Source organism: Streptosporangium longisporum, assembly GCF_039534895.1.
Lineage (GTDB): Bacteria > Actinomycetota > Actinomycetes > Streptosporangiales > Streptosporangiaceae > Streptosporangium > Streptosporangium longisporum.
The window spans coordinates 1-21755 of record NZ_BAAAWD010000024.1 but is presented as its reverse complement, the minus strand read 5'-3'; the positions used below and the strand labels follow the sequence as shown (position 1 = coordinate 21755).

Annotated in this window: 21 protein-coding genes; 9 read left to right on the top strand and 12 right to left on the bottom strand. The window is 72.2% G+C overall.

Going from position 1 to position 21755, the window contains the following annotated elements:
- Window positions 1-112 precede the first annotated feature (112 nt).
- The gene (locus ABD832_RS36770) at window positions 113-1192 is read right to left on the bottom strand and encodes a dihydrodipicolinate synthase family protein (RefSeq protein ID WP_344905534.1); all 1080 of its coding nucleotides are present in this window, start codon (window positions 1190-1192) and stop codon (window positions 113-115) included.
- A 334-nt stretch (window positions 1193-1526) separates the two neighbouring features.
- Complete coding sequence (locus tag ABD832_RS36765; RefSeq protein ID WP_344905531.1) at window positions 1527-1997, bottom strand: DnaJ family domain-containing protein; 471 nt, start codon at window positions 1995-1997, stop codon at window positions 1527-1529.
- Between the two features lie 124 nt (window positions 1998-2121).
- Here ABD832_RS36765 and ABD832_RS36760 point away from each other — a divergent pair, with 124 nt between their 5' ends.
- Window positions 2122-2772: a carboxymuconolactone decarboxylase family protein gene (locus tag ABD832_RS36760; RefSeq protein WP_344905527.1), complete on the top strand. Its 651-nt coding sequence runs from the start codon at window positions 2122-2124 to the stop codon at window positions 2770-2772.
- A 49-nt stretch (window positions 2773-2821) separates the two neighbouring features.
- Here ABD832_RS36760 and ABD832_RS36755 read toward each other — a convergent pair whose 3' ends face one another.
- Entirely contained in the window at window positions 2822-3238 is a 417-nt protein-coding gene (locus ABD832_RS36755) for a hypothetical protein (protein WP_344905524.1), read from the bottom strand.
- A gap of 365 nt (window positions 3239-3603) precedes the next feature.
- Between ABD832_RS36755 and ABD832_RS36750 the strand changes: the two genes are divergently transcribed.
- From ABD832_RS36750 to ABD832_RS36735, 4 genes are all read left to right on the top strand, one after another.
- Complete coding sequence (locus ABD832_RS36750) at window positions 3604-4398, top strand: SDR family NAD(P)-dependent oxidoreductase (RefSeq protein ID WP_344905521.1); 795 nt, start codon at window positions 3604-3606, stop codon at window positions 4396-4398.
- A gap of 258 nt (window positions 4399-4656) precedes the next feature.
- Window positions 4657-6609 (top strand): FUSC family protein, encoded by a 1953-nt coding sequence (locus ABD832_RS36745; RefSeq protein ID WP_344905518.1) that lies wholly within the window; start codon window positions 4657-4659, stop codon window positions 6607-6609.
- Between the two features lie 119 nt (window positions 6610-6728).
- A complete protein-coding gene (locus ABD832_RS36740) occupies window positions 6729-7388 on the top strand; it encodes a HEAT repeat domain-containing protein (protein ID WP_344905515.1) in 660 nt (219 codons plus the stop codon).
- A gap of 6 nt (window positions 7389-7394) precedes the next feature.
- Window positions 7395-8399 carry a HEAT repeat domain-containing protein gene (locus tag ABD832_RS36735; RefSeq protein ID WP_344905512.1) on the top strand — a complete coding sequence of 335 codons (1005 nt, stop codon included), beginning with the start codon at window positions 7395-7397 and terminating at the stop codon, window positions 8397-8399.
- Window positions 8400-8492: 93 nt separating this feature from the next.
- On the opposite strand, the gene ABD832_RS36730 is transcribed toward ABD832_RS36735, so the two are convergent.
- From ABD832_RS36730 to ABD832_RS36720, 3 genes are all read right to left on the bottom strand, one after another.
- The gene (locus tag ABD832_RS36730) at window positions 8493-9866 is read right to left on the bottom strand and encodes a GntP family permease (protein WP_344905509.1); all 1374 of its coding nucleotides are present in this window, start codon (window positions 9864-9866) and stop codon (window positions 8493-8495) included.
- Window positions 9863-10405, bottom strand: coding sequence for a gluconokinase (locus ABD832_RS36725; RefSeq protein ID WP_344905506.1), 543 nt, complete (start codon window positions 10403-10405; stop codon window positions 9863-9865). The genes ABD832_RS36730 and ABD832_RS36725 overlap by 4 nt, the downstream gene beginning before the upstream one ends.
- A gap of 229 nt (window positions 10406-10634) precedes the next feature.
- Window positions 10635-11450 carry an SAM-dependent methyltransferase gene (locus ABD832_RS36720; RefSeq protein WP_344905503.1) on the bottom strand — a complete coding sequence of 272 codons (816 nt, stop codon included), beginning with the start codon at window positions 11448-11450 and terminating at the stop codon, window positions 10635-10637.
- Window positions 11451-11752: 302 nt separating this feature from the next.
- Here ABD832_RS36720 and ABD832_RS36715 point away from each other — a divergent pair, with 302 nt between their 5' ends.
- Window positions 11753-12412, top strand: coding sequence for an HAD family hydrolase (locus ABD832_RS36715; RefSeq protein WP_344905500.1), 660 nt, complete (start codon window positions 11753-11755; stop codon window positions 12410-12412).
- 13 nt (window positions 12413-12425) lie between these two features.
- Here the strand turns inward: ABD832_RS36715 and ABD832_RS36710 are convergent, their stop codons facing one another.
- Window positions 12426-13394: an aldo/keto reductase gene (locus ABD832_RS36710; protein WP_344905497.1), complete on the bottom strand. Its 969-nt coding sequence runs from the start codon at window positions 13392-13394 to the stop codon at window positions 12426-12428.
- Window positions 13395-13623: 229 nt separating this feature from the next.
- Here ABD832_RS36710 and ABD832_RS36705 point away from each other — a divergent pair, with 229 nt between their 5' ends.
- Window positions 13624-14703, top strand: a complete 1080-nt coding sequence (locus ABD832_RS36705) for a WD40/YVTN/BNR-like repeat-containing protein (protein WP_344905494.1) — start codon at window positions 13624-13626, stop codon at window positions 14701-14703.
- Between the two features lie 100 nt (window positions 14704-14803).
- Here the strand turns inward: ABD832_RS36705 and ABD832_RS36700 are convergent, their stop codons facing one another.
- A complete protein-coding gene (locus ABD832_RS36700; protein ID WP_344905491.1) occupies window positions 14804-15799 on the bottom strand; it encodes a glycoside hydrolase family 11 protein in 996 nt (331 codons plus the stop codon).
- Window positions 15800-16375: 576 nt separating this feature from the next.
- Window positions 16376-16588 (bottom strand): cellulose binding domain-containing protein, encoded by a 213-nt coding sequence (locus ABD832_RS42435; protein WP_425582725.1) that lies wholly within the window; start codon window positions 16586-16588, stop codon window positions 16376-16378.
- On the opposite strand from ABD832_RS42435, the gene ABD832_RS36695 reads away from it, so the two are divergent.
- Window positions 16521-16844 (top strand): hypothetical protein, encoded by a 324-nt coding sequence (locus ABD832_RS36695; RefSeq protein WP_344905488.1) that lies wholly within the window; start codon window positions 16521-16523, stop codon window positions 16842-16844. The two genes, ABD832_RS42435 and ABD832_RS36695, sit on opposite strands and share 68 nt — an antisense overlap.
- On the opposite strand, the gene ABD832_RS36690 is transcribed toward ABD832_RS36695, so the two are convergent.
- The gene (locus ABD832_RS36690; RefSeq protein ID WP_344905485.1) at window positions 16777-18006 is read right to left on the bottom strand and encodes a glycoside hydrolase family 30 protein; all 1230 of its coding nucleotides are present in this window, start codon (window positions 18004-18006) and stop codon (window positions 16777-16779) included. The genes ABD832_RS36695 and ABD832_RS36690 overlap by 68 nt on opposite strands.
- Window positions 18007-19126: 1120 nt before the next feature.
- On the opposite strand from ABD832_RS36690, the gene ABD832_RS36685 reads away from it, so the two are divergent.
- Entirely contained in the window at window positions 19127-20233 is a 1107-nt protein-coding gene (locus ABD832_RS36685) for a hypothetical protein (protein WP_344905482.1), read from the top strand.
- 69 nt (window positions 20234-20302) lie between these two features.
- Here the strand turns inward: ABD832_RS36685 and ABD832_RS36680 are convergent, their stop codons facing one another.
- Window positions 20303-21412 carry a winged helix DNA-binding domain-containing protein gene (locus ABD832_RS36680; RefSeq protein ID WP_344905479.1) on the bottom strand — a complete coding sequence of 370 codons (1110 nt, stop codon included), beginning with the start codon at window positions 21410-21412 and terminating at the stop codon, window positions 20303-20305.
- 145 nt (window positions 21413-21557) lie between these two features.
- Window positions 21558-21671 (bottom strand): hypothetical protein, encoded by a 114-nt coding sequence (locus tag ABD832_RS42430; protein WP_425582724.1) that lies wholly within the window; start codon window positions 21669-21671, stop codon window positions 21558-21560.
- Window positions 21672-21755: the final 84 nt, after the last annotated feature.

Genomic DNA, 21755 nt, shown 5'->3' with positions numbered 1-21755 from the left:
CCCGTCCCGTCCGCCGAGCCCTTTCCCCGCTCCGGACTCGCTCCGCGTGCCGAGCCTGGTCCGGGTGCCAGGCCCGTCCGGTCCGCCGAGCCTGCCCGGCCCGCCGAGCCCGTCACGCGGGGGTCTCCTCGCGGGCCGCGCCGGCACCGGGCGTCGCCGCCACCGCGGCGACCGGACCAGGCTTCCGCGCGGCCGGACCGGACTCCCGCGCGGCCGGACCGGACTCCTCCAGTGCCGCGACCAGGCCGGACTCCTCCAGTACGGTTCTGATCGCGCGGAGCGTCCCCGGGTCGGAGATCGGCAGCAGGGGCGGGCGCACGTGCCCCCCGGGCTGGCCGAGCAGGGACATCGCGGCCTTGAGCTGGGCGATGGGGGAGCCGTACACGCCGCTGTAGTCGGGAGCGACGAGACGGCCGGACAGGACCGCGTACCGGTCGGCCCAGGCGCGGGCGGACTCGCGGTCGCCGGCCGCCACCGCCTCGTAGCAGGGGACCGCGAACGGCGCCCCGACGCCGCCGCCGTCGATGTTGCCGTCACCGCCGAGTTCCAGCAGGACGGCGAGGCCGCGCCGGTGCAGGAAGCTGCCGAACACCCGGACACGGTCGCAGACCGCCTCGACCGTGCCGAGCATCCTCATCCAGTCGCCGGTGCTGTCCTTGATCGCGACCACGTTGCCGAGGTCGGCCAGCCGTCCGGTCAGCCCCGGATGGGCGGAGATGTCGACGGCGACGCCGCGCGGCCAGTTGTAGACCATGAACGGCAGGTCCGTGGCCGAGCTGACCCGGTCGTAGAAGGCCACGATCTCCTCGGGGCCGGGATGCACGTACGGAGGCGGTGTGGCGAGCAGGCCGTCGGCGCCGGTCTCGGCGGCGTGCCGGGCGAGGTCGATCACCTCGCCGGGCGTGTAGGCGGTGACGCCGACGACCACCGGAAAACGGCCGGCGACCTCTTGTACCGCGATCTCGGTGACGCGGCGGCGCTCGGCCGGCGTCTGGCTGAACCACTCGCCGGTGCTCCCGTTGACCAGGACGCCGTGCACCCCCTGGGCGGCGTACAGCCGGAGCAGCGCCCGCCAGGCCCCCTCGTCCAGCGCGCCGTCGGCGGTGAAGGGGGTGGGGGCGGCTGGCCAGTAGCCGTGCCAGGTGACGTCGTCGCGGTCCATGGGGTTCCCGGGGGTCGGTGCGAGGAGCAATCTGCAGATTTTACGGAATCGATTGCACCAGGTTGCTGTACGACCGTCTTTCCGGTCAAGCAGGAAATATGTTCTTAACAGGTGTTATTTCCGGAAGCCGTCGGTGCGGGGTGCTGGAGGAAGGGACGGTCCAGGGGTTTCCGGGATCGATTCCATGGATGAGACGCCTCCCGGCACCCGGCCGGTCGCGTGCCCCGGGCCCGGATTCCGGTCGCGTGACCGACCGGCCGCGCATGAGCCGACGGGGGAGTCGGCCGCGCACGAGCCGGCCGCGTATGAGCCGGTGAGTCGGCCGTGCACGAACGGGCGAGCCGGCCGCGCACGAACCGGTGAGTCAGCCGCGCATGAACCGGCGCAGGAGGGAGCGTCGCCGGGGAGGGGGTTCGGGGGCCGGTCTCTCCACGACGGGATGGCGGGCCCGCCAGTCGGCGACGACCTCGTCCACGTCGAAGAGCGGCTGGAGGAGCGGCGGGCCCGACAGGGTCCTGCCGTGGCTCTCGCGGATCCGGCCGTTGATCTCCTCGATGATCCGGCGCGCCTCGGCCTCCGTCCGCGCGTCCGCCGCGGCCGCCCGCGCCTCCTCGGCGTCCTTGCGCAGCGCGAGCGTCCCGGGAAGCGGGAACGACAGGTTCTCCGCTCTCATCTTCTGCTTGACCCACCACATCTCGTCGGGCTGTCTGCCCGCGTCGGGGAGGGGCTTGCCGGCCCCCGGCAGGTTGTCGAACTCCCCGCGTTCGGTGGCCTCGCGGATCTGCCGGTCGATCCACGTCTCGAAGCTGACCCCGGGCGGTTTGCGGTCCGTCACGGTCGGGCCTCCTGTCGCGATCGGTGACACCTTCGAGGGTAATCGGCGGTGCCCGGTGGAACCCTTCACGGCCGTTGTGGTGCGCGGCCCCGGCCTTGCCAAAATGGTCAACCATGTTTACGGTATGGACAACCACGTTGACTGTTTCTGGCGCGTGCGGACGCCGACCCCGGCTCCGGCGCCCGGCGAGCCCCGCAGAGAGAAGGTCCCCATGCCCTCCGACGTCTTCGTCGCCCACACCGCCGAGAGCGCGCCGCCCGAGATCCGCCCCACCGTCGAGGGCGTGACGCGGAAGTTCGGTCACCTTCCCTCGGCGGTGGCCCTGATGGCCGGGTCCCCGCAGCTGCTCAAGGGGTTCCTGGCGGCCTCGGCGTCGTTCGAGCAGTCCACCCTCGGCCCGCTCGAACGAGAGATCGTCATCCTGACGGTCGCCACCCGGAACCGTTGCCATGTCTGCGTGGCGCTCCACACCGCCACGCTGGCCGGGCTGGACGCCCCGCCGGAGGTCGTCGAGGCGCTACGGTCCCGGACGCCCCTGGCCGACACGCGGCTGGAGGCGGTACGGCTCTTCACCCTGGCGGTCATGGACCGCCAGGGTGCCGTGGACGAGAAGGAGATGCGGGCCTTCCTCGACGCCGGCCACACCGCGCGGAACGCGCTCGAGGTCGTTCTCGGGGTGGGGGCCTACACCATCTCCACGTTCGCCAACCGGCTCGTCGACGCGCCCCTCGACCCCCAGATGAGCGCCTTTGCCTGGGACGGCGGAGAGGCCTGACCGGACGGCCCGGGCAAGGCGGCCCAGGCCAGGCGGCCCAGGCCAGGCGTCAGTTCAGGCGGCTCAGACCGTCGGTGATCGCCTGACGGAGCATGTCACCGTACGCACCCTCGGGAAGGTCGTGGACCCGGTCCGAGGCCAGCCGGAAGTGACGGCGGGCCTCGTCGGGATCGCCCAGCAGCTCGTGGGCGGCTCCCATGTTGACGTGGAGCGAGGGATAGAACGGGAGCACCCGCTCGTCCGCCACCGCGTCGGCGTGCTTGAGCGAGATCTCGTTCCAGCGCAGGGTCTCCTCGGCGGACTCCTGGTGGCGCGCGACGTAGTGGGCCGCCACGCAGGCGTCGAAGTCGTCGGCCCGCTCCAGCCACGCCTGCTCGAACAACCGCAGCGCGTCCTCGGGGCGGCCGTCGGCCTCGGCCTCCATGCCCTCGGCGCAGAGCTTGATCACCGGGTTGTCAGGATCCACGATCCCCACCTTCCTGTCGTACGGGACCGGCAGACTACGGGCCGGGACCGACAGAACCGCGACCGGCGGGACCCGGTCAGGTCGCTCCGCCCGCCGGGTGCCCGCGCGCCCGTCCAAGAGTTCCCCAACTCCCCGTCAGGACACCGTCACCCGGCGGGGAGAACGCCGTCCCCCGCGTCCGCTCCCGCACAATGACCACGATCCCGCGTTCACGCCGCCCGGCGCGGGGACGGAGACGCCCCGGTGGGCGGGGCGACGCGCCAGGGACCCTGCCGGGCGACACGGTGGAGCGGCGCCCCGTCCCGCCGTCCGGCCGGGCGGCGCACGCGGGGGCGGTTCCACGACGGGCATCAAGGACGTGACGCATGCACATCGATCTCACCGGCAAGACGGCGCTGGTCACCGGATCCACCCAGGGGATCGGGGCGGCCATCGCCACCGGCCTGGCCCGGGCGGGCGCGACGGTGGCCGTGAACGGCCGTACCCCCCAGACGGTGGAGGCCGCCGTCGGCGCGCTGCGCCTGAAGGTCCCCGGCGCGCGGGTCGTCCCGGTCGCCGCCGATCTCGCCACCCAGGCGGGTGCGGACCGGGCCGTCGGCCTCGTACCGGAGGTCGACATCCTGATCAACAATCTCGGCGTCTTCGGGACACAGGACGCCCTGGAGATCACCGACGACGAGTGGCGGCGCTTCTTCGAGGTGAACGTCCTGGCGGCGATCCGCCTCACCCGCGCCTACCTGCCGGGGATGACGGCGCGCTCCTGGGGCCGCGTCCAGTACATCGCCAGCGACTCCGCGATCGTCACGCCCCTGGAGATGATCCACTACGGGATGTCCAAGACCGCGCTCCTGGCGGTCTCGCGCGGCTTCGCCAAGAAGGCCGCGGGCAGCGGCGTCACGGTCAACTCCGTCATCGCCGGTCCCACGCACACCGAGGGGGTGGAGGACTTCGTGTACGAGCTCGTCGAACGTGACCTGCCCTGGGAGGAGGCCCAGCGCGCCTTCATGCGGGGACACCGCCCCCAGTCGCTGCTGCAACGGCTGATCGAACCGGAGGAGATCGCCGCCATGGTCGTCTACCTCAGCTCCCCGCAGGCCTCGGCCACCACCGGCGGCGCGCTCCGGGTCGACGGGGGGTACGTCGACGCCATCGTCCCCTGACGCTCCCGAGGTCCCCGACGTCCCTGATGTCCCCGACACCCTTGACGCCCCCGACCGGTGCCCGGATGAGCGGCCGCCCTCCTGGCCGGTGGCCCGCGGACGGGCCCGGCCGAGGGGAAGGCGCCGAGGTCAAGCGTTCGTCGGTGAACCCGGGGATAGTCCGGGCGACCCCGCGGGTACGGACGCTCCGTGAACGATCAGGAGACCATCCCGGCACCGGACACGCCCGGCGTGCCCGCGTACTGAGCACGGCGAACGGTGTCCCCGTCGTTCCCGTCGCTCCCGTTCCTCCGGCGGGCCGCCGACCGGCTGACCGACGCCGCCCCCGGCTGGCTGGTGGAGACGGTACGGCCGGCGCCCGCGGCCCTCGAATGGTGGCCGATGCTGCGCATGGCGGTGGCGGTGACCACCCCTCTCGCCGCGGGGTTCGCCACCGGGCACGTCGTGGCCGGTCTGCTGCCGGCCATCGGCGCGATGAACGCCGGCATGGCCGACCGCGGGGGGCCGTACCGGGTCAGGGTCATCCGGATGGCGGCGGCCGGTACCGCCGGAGCGGTCGGGTACCTCGTCGGCGCCGCGATCCGCGACCACGGCTGGTGGGCGGTGCTCGTCGTGGTGGCCGTCTCCGTGGTGTCCGCGCTGATCAGCACGAGCGGCGCCACCGGATCGGCGGCCGGGCTGCAGCTGCTGGTCATGACCGTGCTCTCCATCGGCATAGCGCTGCCGGGATCGCCCCTGCTGAACGCGCTGGCGTTCCTGCTGGGAGTGGGATGGGTGATCGCCCTGGGGGCCGCGGAGTGGCCGTTCCATCCCCGCGCGCCCGAGGAGGCCGCGGTGGTCACGGTCTACCGGGCCCTGGGCACCCTCCTCGCCGCCCGCACGCGCTCCGCCGACGACACCGGAACCGGCGCGCTGACCGCGTTCGACGCCGCCCTCAAGAGCGGGTACGACACCGTCCTGGCGGCACGCTCCCCGGCGGCGGGCCTGGACGCGGGACGCACCCGGCTGGTCGCCCTGCTGAACCAGGCCTCGCTGATCCGCAACGCGCTGCTGTCGCTCTCCCACGAGGGACGCGAACCGCCCGCGGAGCTCGTCGCGGACGTCGAGGAGGTCACCGCCTCGCTCACCGGCGGGCCCGCGCCGCGGACGCTGCGCCACGAGTGCGACTCGCCCGCCGTGCGCGCCCTGTGCTCCGCGGTGGAGGGCGCCGTGGCCCTGGCCTCCGGCGGCGACGTGGCGGCCGAGCAGCTGCCGTACGAGAGGATCGGCCGCCGGGCCCGGCTCCGGGCCGCCCTGAAGGACATGTGGTACGGCCACCTCGTCCGCGTCTACACGGTCAGGCTCGGGCTCTGCATGGGCGTCGCCGCCGCGATCGGCAGGTTCGGCTGGTTCGAGCGGTCCTACTGGATGATGCTGACCGTCGCGCTGGTGCTCAAGCCCGACTTCGGCTCGGTGTTCGCCCGCGCCGTGCAGCGCGCGCTCGGGACCGTCGCGGGCACGCTGATCGGCACCCTGATGCTCGTCGTGGTCCCGTACGGGATGCCGCTCCTGGTGCCCGTCGCGGTGTGCGCGGCGCTGCTGCCGTACGGCGTGCAGCGCAACTGGGGTCTGCTCTCGGCCTTCCAGGCGCCGCTGGTGCTGCTCCTGGTGGACCTGCTGACCCGCGGGGGGCCCGGGCTGGGCGTCATCCGGCTGGTCGACACGCTGGCCGGATGCCTGATCGTCCTGCTGCTGGGCTACCTGCCGTGGCCGACCAGCTGGGAGGCGCCGGTCGGGCCGCGGTTCGCCGACGCCGTCTCGGCCACCGCGAACTACCTCCGGCACGCGTTCGACCCCGGGCACACCGGCAGGGCGCTGCTCCGCCGGGGGGTGTACGACGCCCTGGCCGACCTGCGGACGGTGTTCCAGCGGGCGATGACCGAGCCGGCCGTGGTCAGCCGGCGCGTCACCACCTGGATGCCCGCGATGACCGCCCTGGAGCAGGTGGCGAACGCGACCGTCGCCACGGTCGCGCGGACCGAGCGCGGCGCGCCGCCGCCCCCGGACACCGCGGTCCAGGCTCTGGCCGGTCGCCTGGACGACCTCGCCAGGGACGTCCGCGCCGGGCGGGAACCCGCCGATCCGGCGTTCTGCGAGGAGAAGAGCCTGGAGCGGGTCGACTCCGCGGTGCGCGGCCTGCGCGACACGGTCTCGGCCAACCGTCCGGGCTGACCGTCCGGGCTGACCGGCCCGGTCCGGCCGCTCCGGGGACCGAAGGCCAGGGGACCAGAGGACACGCTTGACCCTGACACGGTGACAAGGTCTTCACTGTGGTCGAGGAGGTGGTCCCGATGACCATGCAGGAACAGGACACGGACATGATCCGGGCGCTGGAGGACGGCCGCGCGTCGGTGCGGCTGCGGGCGGCGATGGCGATCGGCACGACCCCCGACCCGCGGTTCGTCGGCCCGCTCGTCGAACGGTGCGCGGTCGAACCCGAGTTCCACGTGCGCGACATGCTGACCTGGGCGCTCACCCGGCACCCGGCCTCCCTGACGCTCCCGCGTCTTCTCGGGGAGCTCCGCTCGGAGCGCGCGCAGGCACGGAGCCAGGCGCTGCACACGCTGTCCAAGATCGGGGACCGGCGGGCGTGGCCGGCGATCACCCGGGAGCTCCTGTCCGACGCCGACGACGAGGTGGCGCGGAGCGCGTGGCGGGCGGCGGTCGTGCTCGTGCCCGAGGGCGAGGAGCACGAGCTGGCCGCGGCGCTGGCGGCACAGCTCGGACGCGGCGGACGCGACACGCAGCTGAGCCTCGGCCGGGCACTGGTCGCGCTCGGTGAGATGATCGTGCCGACCCTGCGCGCCGCCGCGGAGGATCCCGACCCTCGCGTACGCGCGCACGCGATCGCCACGGAACGGCTGCTGCGCGACCCGGAGGCCGGGTTCGCGTTCGCGATCGAGGAGGCCAAGCGCGTCGTCGCCCTCGGCGACACCGGCCGGAAGGAGTGACGGCCAGTGCTGATCGGTGACGTGGCGCGGCGGTCCGGGGTCAGTGCCCGCATGCTCAGGCACTACGACACGCTCGGCCTGGTGCGGCCGACGGGTCGTACCGGCGCCGGCTACCGCGAGTACTCCGAGGAGGACATCCGGCGGATCTTCCACATCGAGAGCCTGCGCTCCCTGGGGCTGTCGCTGCGCGACGTCGGGCGCGCGCTCGACGATCCCGCCTTCACGCCCGCGGATCTCGTCGACGACCTCATCCGCCGGACGCGCGAGCGCATCGCGGCCGAGACGGAGCTGCTCACGCGGCTGCGCCGGATCGACGCCGCGGAACCGGCCGGCTGGGAGGACGTCCTGCAGATCGTCGCGCTCCTGCAGGAGCTGGGGTCGGCCAGCGCGGGCAGGCGGCAGCGCGCGGCCCTGTCCTCGGTCGAGGAGGCCGCGGTGCCGGTGGAGGCACTGGTCGAGGCGGCGCTGAGCGAGACGGACCCGAACGTCGCCGGGGCCCTTCGCTGGGCTCTGGCGCGGTCGGGCGACGACGGCCCGGCGCTGCTGGCGAGGGGACTCGGCTCACCCTCGGCCGAGGTGCGCGAGCGCGCCGTCCGGGCCATCGCCGAGATCCCGGACGACCGGGCGACCGCGCTGCTGCGCGAGGCCCTCGCGAGCCCCGACCCCGTGGTGCGCAGGTACGCGGCCCTGGCGCTGGGGGCACGGGGGGTGGCCGACGCGATCCCGGTGCTCGTCGACACCGTCGTCGAGGGGACGAACGACGTGGACGCGGCCGACGCCCTGGGGGCGCTGGCGAGCCGTCCCGCGCTGGCGGACCGGATCGCCACCGGGCTCGTCGACCGCCTCGCCCACGGGGGTGTGGAACCGCCCGCGCGCCGACGGCTGACCCAGGCGCTCGCGGACGTCCCGGGGGCCACGGCGTCGCGGGCCCTCGCCGAGCTGTCCCGTGACGAGGACCGTGCCGTCGCGCTCACCGCGACGTACATCCTCCGGCTCCGCGAAGCGCGGTGACGGATGATCCTGCCGGCGCACCGCGCGACGCCGGGCCACGAGGTGCCCCTTCTCACGGTACGGCTCCCCGGCCCGGAGGCCGGGGAGCGCGCGTCATAGGAACAGGCTGAGCAGCAGGACGAACACCAGGCCGGTCACCGAGATGATCGTCTCCATCACCGACCAGGTCTTGATGTTCTGCCCCACGGTGAGCCCGAAGTACTCCTTGACCAGCCAGAAGCCCGCGTCGTTGACGTGCGAGAAGAACAGCGAGCCGGCGCCGATGGCGAGCACGAGCAGCGAGGTCTCGCCGACGCTGAGGTTGGCGACCAGCGGCGCCAGGATGCCGGAGGCCGTGACGGTCGCGACGGTCGCCGACCCCGTGGCCAGCCGGATGAGCACGGCGACGAACCAGGCCAGCAGCAGCACCGACAGGCCGCTGTTCTGCACCCAGGTGGCGATGAGGCCGCCGATCCCGGTGTCGATCAGGGTCTGCTTGAAACCGCCGCCCGCGGCCACGATCAGCAGGATGCCCGCGATCGGGGGCAACGACTGCTCCAGGGACTTCGCGACCGCCTTCCGGTCCATGCCCGCGCCGAGACCGAGGGTGAACATCGCCACGATGACGGCGATGAGCAGCGCGATCAGCGGCGTGCCGAGGAAGTCGAGGACGGAGCGGATCGCGTTCCCCTCGGGGAGGAGGATGGCGGCGAGCGCCTTGCCCATCATCAGCACCACGGGCAGCAGCACCGTGGCGAGGGTGACGCCGAACGAGGGCCTGCGGGTGTCCTCGGCCGCGGGCCGGGTCTCGTAGAGCTCCGGCGCCGGGACGTCCACCCAGCGGGCCGCGTACTTGGAGAACAGCGGCCCGGCGATGGCGACGGTCGGGATGGCGATGAGCACGCCCAGCCCCAGCGTGATGCCCAGGTCGGCCTTGAGGGCGTCGATGGCGACCAGCGGCCCGGGGTGGGGTGGGACCAGGCCGTGCATCACCGACAGGCCGGCGAGCGCGGGGATGCCCACCCGGATCAGCGAGACGCCGGAGCGGCGCGAGACCAGGAAGATGACCGGCATCAGCAGCACGAGGCCGATCTCGAAGAACATCGGCAACCCGATCAGGGCGCCCACCGCGGCCATCGCCCAGGGCAGCGAACGAGGGCTGGAGCGGCCGACGATCGTGTCCACGATCTCGTCGGCCCCGCCGGAGTCGGCGAGCAGCTTGCCGAACATCGCTCCCAGCGCGATGAGGGTGCCGACCCCGGCGGCCGTGCTGCCGAACCCGTCGGTGAAGGCGGAGATGGTGTCGGCCATCGACAGGCCCGCCACGGCTCCCACGGCCAGCGAGCCGATGGTCAGGCTCAGGAAGGGGTGCAGCTTGAAGTACGTGATCAGCAGCACGATCAGCGCGATGCCGATGAGCGCCGCCGGGATGAGCCTGCCGGCCGGGGCGGGGGGAGGAGCGGCCAGTACGGCCAGCACGGTGGTCATCGCGCGCTCCCGGGCTCGCCGGTGTTCCGGGGTCCGGCCGGATCGGCGGACGACGGGTCGCGGCCGGTCACGTTCGCGGCGTCGAGGTAGGCCTCCACGAGGTCGTCGACGGGCAGCGAGAAGTCGAGGACCATCCCGCGCTCGTCGGGCTCCAGGGGCTCCAGCGTCCTGAACTGCGAGTCGACCAGCGAGGTGGGCATGAAGTGCCCGGGACGACCGGCCACCCTGCGCCGTACGGCGTCGATGTCGCCGTGCAGGTGGACGAAGGTGACCGACGGCGCGGCCTGCCGCAGCAGGTCGCGGTAGCTTCGCTTGAGGGCCGAGCAGCTGGCCACGCCACCGGTGGCGACGTGGTCGGCGAGCCAGTCGCCGATGGCGCGCAGCCACGGCAGCCGGTCGTCGTCGTCCAGCGGGATGCCGGCCGACATCTTGGCGACGTTGGCCTCGCTGTGGAAGTCGTCGGCGTCGGCGAAGGGCAGCCGCAGGCGCTGGCCGAGAGCTGCGCCCACGGTGGTCTTGCCCGAGCCGGTCACGCCCATGACGACGAGCAGCGCGGCACCGGGAGCCGGTGCGGCGGGATCCTGGGTGGGGTTCGTGGCTCCTCCGCTCCCTGGGAGACGCGGCCCGCGGACGGATCGCTCACGCGACCCGGCGCCGAGACGGCCGCGCCTTGAGGATGTGTTGATGCCGCGTTCATATCGGCATGTCCCACATGCCCGCATGTCATGACCCGAAACTCACCCGTCACACCGGGCCCGGCGCTCCCCCTCAGGGCTTGCGGGCCACGCCGCAGAACTGGGAGACCTCAGCGGGCTCGCCCGGGAGATCGTGCTCCGGGCGCCAGCGCGAGCAGGAGACCACCCCGGGCTCCAGCAGCTCCAGGCCGTCGAAGAACGTGGCGACGTGGTCGCGCGAGCGGGCCACGATCGGCGTCCCGCCCCGCTCCATGAACCGCCGCATGGCCTCGTGCATGGCGTCGCCGTGCACCTCGGCGGTGGCGTGCGCGATCACCAGGTGGCTGCCGGAGGGGACGGCCTCGACCAGCTCCCGTACGACCTCCCTCGCCTCGTCGTCGTCGACGATGTGGTGCAGGATGCCCAGCAGCATCAGGGCCACCGGCTCGCCGAGGTCGAGGGTGGAGGCGGCCTCGCGCAGGATGTGCCCCGGCCGGCGGAGGTCGGCGTCGATGTAGTCGGTGGCGCCCTCGGGCGAACCGGTGAGCAGGGCGCGGGCGTGGGCGAGGACCAGCGGGTCGTTGTCGACGTAGACGATCCGGGACTCCGGGGCGATCCGCTGGGCCACCTGGTGGGTGTTCTCGGCGGTGGGCAGGCCGGTGCCGATGTCGAGGAACTGGCGGATCCCGGCCTCGGTGACGAGGTGGCGGACGCAGCGGCCGAGGAACGCCCGGTCGGCGCGGGCCGAATCCACGATGCCGGGAATGAGACCCTCCACCATGTCCCCGGCCTCCCGGTCGGCGGGGTAGTTGTCCTTTCCGCCCAGCCAGTAATTCCAGATGCGCGCCGAATGCGGATGCTCGGTGTCGAGCTCCACGGTTCGCCGGTCGGATTCGCGAGCGGTACTCATGAGGGTGGAGTCCATTCGTGAGGTGTTCGCGCGGAATAGGGAAGATGGTAACTATCACACGCCTGATGAACGTGGCAAATTGTGTTTATTGCTCATTCTGTATATATGAGTCGATATATCCGTAAAGGTGGAGATGACCGAAACTTCATAGGTGATGTCTCCCGTCACGGAACGCCACGGCCGCCGCCTCTCCTCGCCGACCTGCGGACCGCGCGGAGTCGCGCGTCCGGTCCGGGAGAGCTTTTTCCGATTCCATGGACGATCTCCGGAATAGCGCCGTACGGGCGGGGCACAGCCTGCCCATGGCTGACACCGCGATCGTCGACGTCGACGGCACCCTGGTCGACACCAACTATCAGCACGCGCTGGCCTGGTCCCGGGCGTTCGGCCGTTACGACGTGTGGCCGCCGTTATGGCGCATCCACCGGCACATCGGCATGGGCGGGGACCAGCTGGTGGCGGCGGTCGCCGGGGACGAGGTCGAGCGGCGGCACGGCGACGCCCTGCGGGACGCCTGGGTGGAGGAGTTCGACGTCTTCCTCGACGAGATCAGGCCGCTGGAGGGCGCCACCGCGTTCCTGGACGAGCTGGGCAGGCGCGGGTTCACCGTCGTGCTGGCCTCGTCCGGCAAGCCCCAGCACGTCGAGCGCTTCCTCGACCTCGTGGACGGCCGCTCGCACTGCGCGGCCTGGACCACCTCCGAGGACGTCGAGGCCACCAAGCCCGCGCCCGACCTGCTGAAGGTGGCGCTGGACAAGGTCAACGGGACCTCCGGGGTCATGGTGGGCGACTCGTCCTGGGACTTCGTCTCCGCCCGCAAGGCGGGTGTCCCCGGCATCGGCCTGCTGACCGGCGGGTTCCCGGTCGAGGACCTGCGCGAGGCCGGGGCGGACCAGGTCTTCGGCTCCCTGCCCGAGCTGACCGCCGGCCTCGACCGCACCTCGCTCTGCGCGCCCCGCTGACGGTGACGAAGGCTCAGCTCCAGGGCAGCGTGCCCCGGGTGGCCCAGTAGCTCCCGGGCTCCTCGGCCAGCCCGGCCAGCCGCTCGTCGAGCCCGGCGTCCCAGACGACGCCGACCGCGGCCAGGTTGTCGCGCAGCTGCCCGGCCGAGACCGCGCCGCTCAGCACCGTCCCGGCCCACGGGCGGGCCAGGACGGCCGCCAGCGCGAGCGCGTCCGGGGTGACGCCCCGCTCGCGCGCGGCGGCCGTGAGCGCGGCCGGTGCGGCGCGGGCGGTCAGCCGCCCGTTCGCCACCCCCTCCTTGACGATGACGCCCAGACCCGCCCGGTGCGCCCGCGCGAGCGCCTCACCGGCCGAGCGCTCCAGCAGGTTCCACGTCGACTGCACGGTGTCGAAGAGCCCGATGCCGACCGCGCGGTCGATCGTCTCGGCCTGGCGCGGCCCGCTCGTCGACAGGCCGACCGCCACCCCCTCGGCCCGCAGCGCGCGCAGCCGGCCGAGCACGTCCTCGTCGTCGAGAACGCCGCTCTCCAGCGTCGCCGAATGGATCTGGTAGAGCGACAGGTGGTCACCGAGCAGGACGCGGGTCTGCTCCAGCTGGACGGTGAACCGGTCGGCGGTGAGCTCCTTCACCTCGTGCCGCTCGGCGTCCATGCGCCAGCCGCCGACGTAGGCGTACCCCCACTTGGAGCCGACCGCGACCGCGTCCGGGGCGATCCCGCGCTCCCGCAGCCAGCCCGCGAGGAACTCCTCCGCGCGCCCGTACGAGCGCGCCGTGTCGAGGTAGCGCACACCCGCGGCCCACGCGGCGTCGAGCACGGCCCAGGTGCGCGCCCGCATCGCGGGGACGTCGCGGTCGGCGCCGAGGTCCTCGGCGCGGCCGAGCGTGATGTAGGCGGGACGGCCGAGCGCGGCCAGCCCCAGGCCGACCGGCGTCACGGCCGGGCCGCTCCGCCCCAGGGGACTCCTGACCAGCGCGTTCATGCGCGCCAATATAGCGGCCGTCCCCGCCCCGGATCCCGTCCCGGATCCCGGATCCCGGATCCGGCGGGCCCGGCGGGCCGGTCACCTGCGGCGCGACACGCCGTGATCTTCCTTGACGGGCGTACCGGTGGAACATAGGTTCGAATCCGGGGTGCGCGTGCCGGCGAAGGCGGCCGACGTCACCCCGCGGGCAGGACATCAGGGCAGGCGAAGACGGAGGGAGACGGGCATGCGCGGCGTGCTTCTCGCGATCGGCACTCGCAAGGGCCTGTTCCTGGCCCGTTCCTCCGGCGGCGGCCCGTTCGAGGTCGATCCGGTCCGGTTCTCCACCGTCGGGGTCCCCTCGGTCGCGATCGACACCCGCGGCCCGGTGCCCCGCATCCTCGCCGGGATCGAGTACGGCCACTTCGGCCCGTCCGTGCTGCGCTCCGACGACCTCGGCGAGAGCTGGCAGGAGGGTTCCGCCGTCCCGATCGCCTTTCCCGAGGCCACCGCGGCGACGCTCACCCGTGTCTGGCAGCTCCAGCCCTCCCCGTCGGAGCCGGAGGTGGTCTGGGCCGGCGCCGAGCCGGGGGCGCTGTTCCGCTCCGAGGACGGCGGCGCCACGTTCAAGCTGGTGGAGGGATTGTGGAACCACCCGCACCGGTCACGGTGGCAACCCGGTCTGGGCGGGCTCTGCCTGCACACCGTGCTGTCCCACCCCGGTGACGCCAAGACCCTGGTGGTCGCGGTCTCCGCGGCCGGCGTCTACCGCACCGGCGACGGAGGCGTCTCCTGGGAGGCGGCCAACCGGGGGATCCGCGCCCCGTTCCTTCCCGAGGGCGCGCAGTACCCGGAGTTCGGGCAGTGCGTGCACAAGGTGGACATGCACCCCTCCCGGCCCGAGCGGCTCTTCCTCCAGCACCACGGCGGCGTCTACCGCAGTGACGACTTCGGCGACTCCTGGACGTCCATCGGGGGCGGCCTTCCCTCCGACTTCGGCTTCCCGCTGGTCGTGCACCCCGATCGGCCCGACACGCTCTACGTCTTCCCGCTCCACGGCGACGATGACCGCACGCCCGTGGGCCACCGCTGCCGGGTCTTCCGCAGCGACGACGCGGGCGGATCGTGGCGGGCCCTGGACCGGGGGCTGCCCACCGGGCCGGTCCACGCCGCCGTGCTGCGCGACGCCATGTGCGCCTCGGCCGGAGGGGTGTTCTTCGGCACCCGCGACGGCGAGGTGTACGGCTCCTGGGACGACGGGGAGAGCTGGTTCCCGGTGGCCGGCCACCTGCCGGACGTGCTGACCGTGCGCGCCGCGTCGGTCTGAGGCGCCGCACCGGCCCGGCGGCCCGACGGCGCGCGGCGGCCCGACGGCGCGGCGGTGGGGACCGCCACGCCGCCGGCGCGGTGTTCCGGATGTGCCGGGGTCAGCTCGCGCTGCAGGAGACCGTCGGCCAGGTCGAGTTGCCGTTGCGCTGGATCGTCACGCCCCAGTTGTTGCCGCTGCCGTTGGGCGTGGCGGTCAGCACCTGGGCACTGGGATAACTCGCGCTGACGTTCCAGGTGGAGAGGACCTTCGCGGGGGAGGGGACGTTCATCGTGACGGTCCAGTTGCTCGAACCGCTGACCGAGACGTTGAGGTTGTAGCGGTCACTCCACTGCTCTCCCGCGGAGAGCGACGCGGTGCAACCGCCGCCCCCGCCGCCTCCACCACCGCCTCCACCGCCACCGGAGGAGCCGCCGACCGTTATGTTGGAGTTCCCGCTGCTCTGGTAACCCTCCGTCGCGAGGATCATGTAGTCGTGGTTGCCCAGGCTCATGCCGTTGCGGGCCCAGGCGTCGAAGTGGTTGCCGGAGGTTATGGTCCCGCCGGTCTTCTTCGACTGCCTGACGCTCCAGTACTGGTTGAAGGTCCTGACGCCGTCGATGGAGGGGGCGTTGACCCGCGTCGTCTGGTAGATGTCGTACGTACCGCCGTCGCTGGTGACCGTGCCCTTGTACGTCCCGGTGGGCCGGTAGGTGCCCCAGTTGTCGACGATGTAGTACTCCACGAGCGGATTCCTCGTCCACCCGTAGAGGGTGAGATAGGCGTTGCCGGACGGGTTGAAGCTGCCCGAGTAGTCCACGGTCCTGCGTCCGCCGGTCCTCCAGCCCTTACCGGCGACGAAGTTCCCGGTGTTCCTCCACGAGGTGCTGTAGTTGCCGCCGGATCCCAGCTCCATGGAGACGGTTCCCTGGCTGTCGGTCCAGAACGAGAAGAAGTAACCGTTGTTGGTGCCGGTCTGGTTGGTGGTGACGGCCGCGTGGGCGGGACCGGGCAGCACCGCCAGGGCCATGGCCAGCGCCACGGCGCAGACACGGCCGACGAGCAGCCTGGTGCCGCCACGTCCGCGGCCCCTCCGGGGGGCGGGGGCAGTGTTCATGTCGTGCTTCCTCCTCGTGAGCGCTGGGGCAGACGGCGTGATACGACCGGCGGGGCCGGTGGTGGCCACGGTGGGGCCGGTGAGGTCCACCGTGCGTGGGAAGTGGTGCACCGCGGCAGGCCGGCCGGTCGTCGGGCGGTCGGCGACCGGAGGGCCAGGCCCGCGTGGTGGGTGCCCCTGACCAATGGCGGTCAGGGGCTGTCGATGGTGAGAGTGTGGATTTGGCCCGTCGAACTGTCAACAACTTTCAGAAATGTATCGGTAATATGATCTTGAAAAGAATTCATCGAGGGAGCGTTGTGCCTGTTCATTGAGCTCGCTCTGCCGATCGAGTCCGGGATCGACCGATGAAAGCTTCCTTTTCATGATCAAATCTTGGCCGACGTACCGAAACATTTCGAGATCTCTTTGACGGCTTTCATGGCATGCGCGGGATGTCCAACCCCGGCGGACCTGATCGTTTTCCCGGGTGATCGGCGGCAGGGCCGCGACTCGGTTTTCACCGCACACGACGGCGCCCCGCTCCCCTTGCGCGGGGGAGCGGGGCGCCGTCGTCAGGTCAGGAGGCCTCGCATGTCAGTACCGGTGTGACAGCGGTTCCGTTGGCGGTGAATCCGAACGTGGTGGGTGGCCCCGGCGGCGAGGCTGGCCGTTCCAGGTCTCGTTCCGGACGGTGGCGTTCGCTCCCGAGCCGGACCGCACGCCTCCCCACAGCTGGGTGATGGACTGTGAGCCGGGCCAGGTCCAGCCCACCGCCCAGCCGTTGATCGCACCGGCGCCGGCACGCACGGTGACGCTGGACTGGAAGCCACCGCCCCAGGCGTTCGTCGTCTGGATCGTCGCCGCGCATCCACCGGGGACGGGCGTCGGCGTCGGCGTCGGCGTCGGCGTCGGCGTGGGGGTGGGAGTCGGGGTCGGCGTCGGGGTCGGCGTGGGAGTAGGCGCGTCGGCGTGGGAGTGGGGGGTCGGCGCGTCGATCACGACGGTCGTGAGCGAGCGCGGCCTGAGGGTGACGGCACCGCCCGTGACCGTGGCGCGCGCGTGAGCGAGTTGGAGTTGTCGGTGACGTACGCGGTGGTGCCGCCCTGCAGGCCGTCCCAGGTGACGGCCGAGGTGCCGGTGTTCAGCACCTCCACGACCTTCGATCCGTCGGAGTTGAGGAACGCCGACACCTTCAGCGACGAGTTGCCCGTCGACGTGCCGAGCCGGACCGCGCCCGGCCGGATGAACCGGCTGTACGCCGCCATCGCCCACAGCCGCTTGGACACGCGGTACGTCCGCGCCGCCGGGTCGATCTGGATCAGCGCCCGGGTGGCTCCCGAGGAGCCCCCCAGCCAGAAGAGGTAACCGCTGACGTTGCCGACGGTGAGGGCCTGGTGGATGGCCTGGGCCACGGTGAAGCCGTCCTGGCTGCTCCCGTCGTACCAGCTCTCGTTCCAGGTGCTCCCGTCGGGGCCCCACTCCGACATCCAGGTGCGCTTGTTCCCGGGTTGCGGGCTCGTTATCTGGCTGGCGTAGGTGTGACCCGTGTAGGTGGACACCCAGCGGCGGGCCTCGGGGTCCGCCTCGATGGCGTTGGTGTACGCCTTGGCCTGGTCCCAGCCGAAGGCGTCGCAGCACGCGAGCTTGACGTCGGTCGCGATCGGGCCGAGGACCTTGACGAAGGCGGCGGCCTGGGCCGGGGTGAAGCGCATGGACTCGTAGGTCGACGTGTAGTCGGGCTCGTTGGTGAACCCCAAGTCCGTGATCTTGATGCCTTCCTGCGCGTAGAACTTCGTGTACTGCGCCAGGTACCGGGCGTAGGCCGCGCGCCACTCGGGCTTGAGGGTGCCGCCGTTGTTCTCGCTCCCGTTGTCCTTCATGTAGCCGGGGGCGCTCCAGGCGTTGGCGTAGAAACGCTTGATGCCGTACGACTGGGCGACCTTGGCCGTCCACACCTGGGCGCCGTCGTCGCCGTCCCACACGTACCTCGGCGGCGCGTCGGGCCCACCCGGGTTCTGCGGCTGGATGGAGACCATCTTGTCGTACGGGCTGCCGGTCGGCGAGGCGCCGATGCCCAGGCGCAGGATGCTGAGCCCCGCGCCGGTCTCGCGGTCGAACCACAGGCGGAAGACGTCGTTCTGCTGCGCCGTCGACAGGTTGCGCAGCAGTTCACCCCGGCGGAACGCCGTGGAGACGCCGAAGCCGTCCATCTCCTGGTAGCGCACACCGTCCGAAACGGTGATGACCGGCGCGGGCCGCGACCTGCCCTGCCGCGCCCTGCCCGTTCACGGCCGCCAGTGATGCGCCGAGAAGAGCGATTGCCATGACGATCCGTGTCACGGACCCTCCCGAGATCGTGCCGTCCGGACGCTGCCGGCAGGTGGGGCCGGTCCGACCGAGGCGGCTCAATGGTTGCTACGGCTGTTCGTCCCGCTGCGTGCTCGGCCCGACGACGGGATCTCCTTCTCGCCGTCACCGTCCCGGACGTGATCGCCGCGACGACCGTCGTCGGCCCGAGATGAGCGATCACGGTATGTTTGCGTTAACAATCGTGCGACGGTGGTGGGTCCCGCCCGGCAACCAAGTGTGGGAAAGGGGCCGAAAGTTGTCAAGGACGCGACTGAAAGGTTTCTGGCGTCTCGCCTCCGCGCGGATGCGGTGACCCACCGGCAGCGCATCCTCCCGCGAAGGACATCGGCCCTTCCACCAGCGAGAATACGGAGTGGGGGCCGAGGCCGCCCGGCGTCGCCGTCCGATCGGCGCGAGGCCGGTGGTCCTGAACGTTTCACTCCCCGTGCCGTCCCGTCCTGCCCTCGGCCGGTCGAGGACGGCCGGTCCCGCAGGGCGGGAAATGAGCTCGGTGATACGTGTACGACATGTTCCGTCGCCCCTCGTCGTCGGCTCTCACCGGACGACGCCATCTTTCGCACCCTCCCCGTTCTCCCGGCCCGTAGAACGCTCCATACTCCTTTGTTTCATAAGTCCGTAATTTCGTGATTTTTACTGACGAAGCGATAAAAGTGGGAAACATCTGTTCGACAGTGATGCGGGGGAAGCCCGGCCGGAGCGCTCGTGGAGGGTGCATGAGAAAGTGGGGAGCCGCGGTCGTCGCGGTGCTTATGTCGCTCGTCCTGGGAGCCGCGGGGTCACAGGCGGCGACCGGCGCGACCGGCACGACCGGCGCGACCGGCACGACCGGCACGACCGGCACGGTCGCCAAGGATGCGTACGAGATCTGGCTCGTCGACCAGTCCAACAGCCCGGGGCTGGCCCACGGCGGCGCCGTGCACGTGTACTCCGGCGCCGGACGTCACCACGCGGCTGTCGGCAGCCCGGCCCGCGCACGTGATCGACCTCGGCGGCGCGACCTCCGCCCTCTGCCTGGCGAGCACCGGCAGCGTCCCGGTACGCCCCCACATGATCGTTTTCAACAAGGCCGACACCCACGCCGCGCTCGCCTTCGTCGCCAGCGGCCACGTGGTCGTCTTCAACGCCGCCACCCGCGCCCCGCTGGCCTGCCTGCGCACCGAACCCGGGGCGGGCGGGGCCCGGCAGGCCCACGCCGTCTGGCCCACCGAGGACGACAGGTACCTGATCGTCGCCAACCAGAACGGCAAGAAGCTGGAGCGCATCACCACCGACTACGCCTCCGGCGTCTTCACGACGCAACCGGCCGCCACGCTGGACATGGCCGGGTGCACCACGCCGAACGGCCTGCCCTGCCAGGCCCCGGCCATCCGCCCGGACAACGCGCCGATCTGCCCGTTCATCGCCTCCGACAACGGCCCGGTCTTCGTCAGCCTCCGCGGCGGCGGGCTGCTGGTGGTCGACTGGCGCACCACGCCGATGTCGATCGTGGGGGAGTACGACGTGACCCAGGTCCCGGCCAACGGCTGCGGCTTCATCGAGGCGGCGGGAACCGTCTTCGGGAACGGCGGTGGCGGCGTGCACGGCAACCTCGACCAGTTCAGCGTCTTCCGGCTGCCGATGAGCGGCTACTCGTCGATCGCCTCGCCGAACACCCCGGCCGTCCAGCGGCTCTTCGACGACGACTCGCCCGAGCGCGACGCCCACGGCGTGCTGGTCGCGGGCGAAGAGCGCCACGTCTGGGTCGGCGACCGTGACGCCAACGTCGCCGAGGTCTTCAACGGCACGAGCGGCGCCCACGTCGGCACCGTCGACCTGACCTCCCCGTTCAGCGCGGACCCGACGGTCGACCTCTTCGCGGTCTCGCCCGACGAGAAGTGGGCCTTCGCCTCGACGCGGGGGCCGAACCCGCTCTCCGGCGACCCGCACTCCTCGCACGGGACGAACCCGGGCATGCTCATCATCAAGCTGAACGGCAACGGCAAGCAGGGCAAGGTCGAGGGCCTGATCCCGATCTCCAACCTCGACTCCTCCGGTGTCCAGCGCGCCGACGCCCACGGCATCCGGATCCGCCGCACCGGCTGAGCCCGGCCCGCTCCATCCCCGGTCCTCGATGCCCGGCCCGCTGCCGAACGGCGGGCCGGGCACCGGGCGTCAGCCGGTCCGGACGCTCAGCGTGAGGTCGCGTCCCAGGACGACGCCGAGACGGTCGCGCTCGGCCTCCAGCCCGTTGCGGGGCACGTCGCACTCCTTCCACACCGTGACCGACAGGACGTCCTCCTCGGCGGCCCAGGTGCCGCAGACCCGGCCCCGGCTCACCACCACCGGCGAGATCCACCCGGCCGCCTTGCTGACCTCGCCGCGCCGGGACGAGGGCACGACCGTGGTCTCCCTGGTTCCGGGGCCCAGCACGTACTGGTCGAAGGCCGGCAGCAGGCGGACCGTGTCCGTGGGCGTGGCCGCACCCAGGTCGTCGAGGTCCTCGGCCCGCACGTAGGCGGTCCGGCCCTCGATCTCGACCGTGGTGATGCGGTCTCCCAGCGCGGCGACCCAGGCGCGCAGGTCGGCCTTCCTCAGGGTGCCGCGGTAGAGCCACTGGTCGAAGCCCTCGATCGGCGCGGGCCCGTAGGCGGCCAGGTAGGCCGGGATCGCGATCCCGGCGGCCTCGGCGGGGTCCATCGGGCCGCGCCACGCGGGCAGGTAGGTGTCGGGCCGGGTGAAGGTGACCGTGGCGCCGTCGGACGGCCCGTGGCAGAGCACCCCCTGGAAGGCCAGCGGCTTCAGCACGGCGCCCCAGCCCGATCGCAGGTGCTCGGCGATGCTCTCGTCACCGGTCTTGCCGATCACCTGCGCGGTCAGCTCCTCGCGGGTGAGCACGTGGCCGTCCAGGGCGTGACGGGCCGCCTCGCCGATGGCCTCCAGCCGGTCCCTGGTGACGAAGGTGCGCTGCCAGGACGCCTTCTCCCAGCTCCGGGTCGCCGCCAGCAGGCTCAGGTAGGCGGTGGCCTCCTCGACGGGCAGCAGGTGCAGCGTCCCGCGCATCGCCCAGGTCTTCACCAGCCGCCTGTCCGCCAGCGCCTCGTCGACGCTTCCGCGCCGGGGCTCGCGCTGCCGGACCCCCACGGCGGTCCTGGCGGAGGAGGCGACCTGCGCCTGTACGCCGCACAGGCGGCTCACGATCGCCACGGGGTCGTCGGTCTCGGGGCTCTCCAGCATCTGCCTGTTCATCCGCCAGGCGAGGGCACCGTCCCAGGTGATCTTCACACGGTCTCCTGAAGCGAGGGGGGCGTGCCGGGCGAGCCCTTCGACGGTCGGACCGGCCCGGGCGCGCGGTGACGTCCGCCCATCATCGACGATCGGGTCGCCGGCGTGGGCGCCCAGGGCGGGGAAGCGGTCCGGGCGGCCGGGCTCAGCGCACCGCCAGCTGGTCCGCCTCGCTCCTGGAGACACCGTAGGCGGCGCCGCAGAACGTGCACTGCGTCTCGTACCGGGTCCGGACCGGGAAGAGCGGGATGAAGAACAGGCTGAACTTGGTGACCCGCTTGGTCAGGATCTGGGCCGCGGTGTTGCCGCAGTTGGGGACAGGTGCGGGTCAGCACGCCGAGCC

Coding starts and splice junctions, on each gene's coding strand:
- ABD832_RS36760 (WP_344905527.1), top strand. CDS start 2,122: ATGGACAACCACGTTGACTGTTTCTGGCGCGTGCGGACGCCGACCCCG.
- ABD832_RS36750 (WP_344905521.1), top strand. CDS start 3,604: ATGCACATCGATCTCACCGGCAAGACGGCGCTGGTCACCGGATCCACC.
- ABD832_RS36740 (WP_344905515.1), top strand. CDS start 6,729: ATGACCATGCAGGAACAGGACACGGACATGATCCGGGCGCTGGAGGAC.
- ABD832_RS36730 (WP_344905509.1), bottom strand. CDS start 9,866: ATGACCACCGTGCTGGCCGTACTGGCCGCTCCTCCCCCCGCCCCGGCC.
- ABD832_RS36725 (WP_344905506.1), bottom strand. CDS start 10,405: ATGGGCGTGACCGGCTCGGGCAAGACCACCGTGGGCGCAGCTCTCGGC.
- ABD832_RS36720 (WP_344905503.1), bottom strand. CDS start 11,450: ATGAGTACCGCTCGCGAATCCGACCGGCGAACCGTGGAGCTCGACACC.
- ABD832_RS36715 (WP_344905500.1), top strand. CDS start 11,753: ATGGCTGACACCGCGATCGTCGACGTCGACGGCACCCTGGTCGACACC.
- ABD832_RS36710 (WP_344905497.1), bottom strand. CDS start 13,394: ATGAACGCGCTGGTCAGGAGTCCCCTGGGGCGGAGCGGCCCGGCCGTG.
- ABD832_RS36705 (WP_344905494.1), top strand. CDS start 13,624: ATGCGCGGCGTGCTTCTCGCGATCGGCACTCGCAAGGGCCTGTTCCTG.
- ABD832_RS36700 (WP_344905491.1), bottom strand. CDS start 15,799: ATGAACACTGCCCCCGCCCCCCGGAGGGGCCGCGGACGTGGCGGCACC.
- ABD832_RS36695 (WP_344905488.1), top strand. CDS start 16,521: ATGGACTGTGAGCCGGGCCAGGTCCAGCCCACCGCCCAGCCGTTGATC.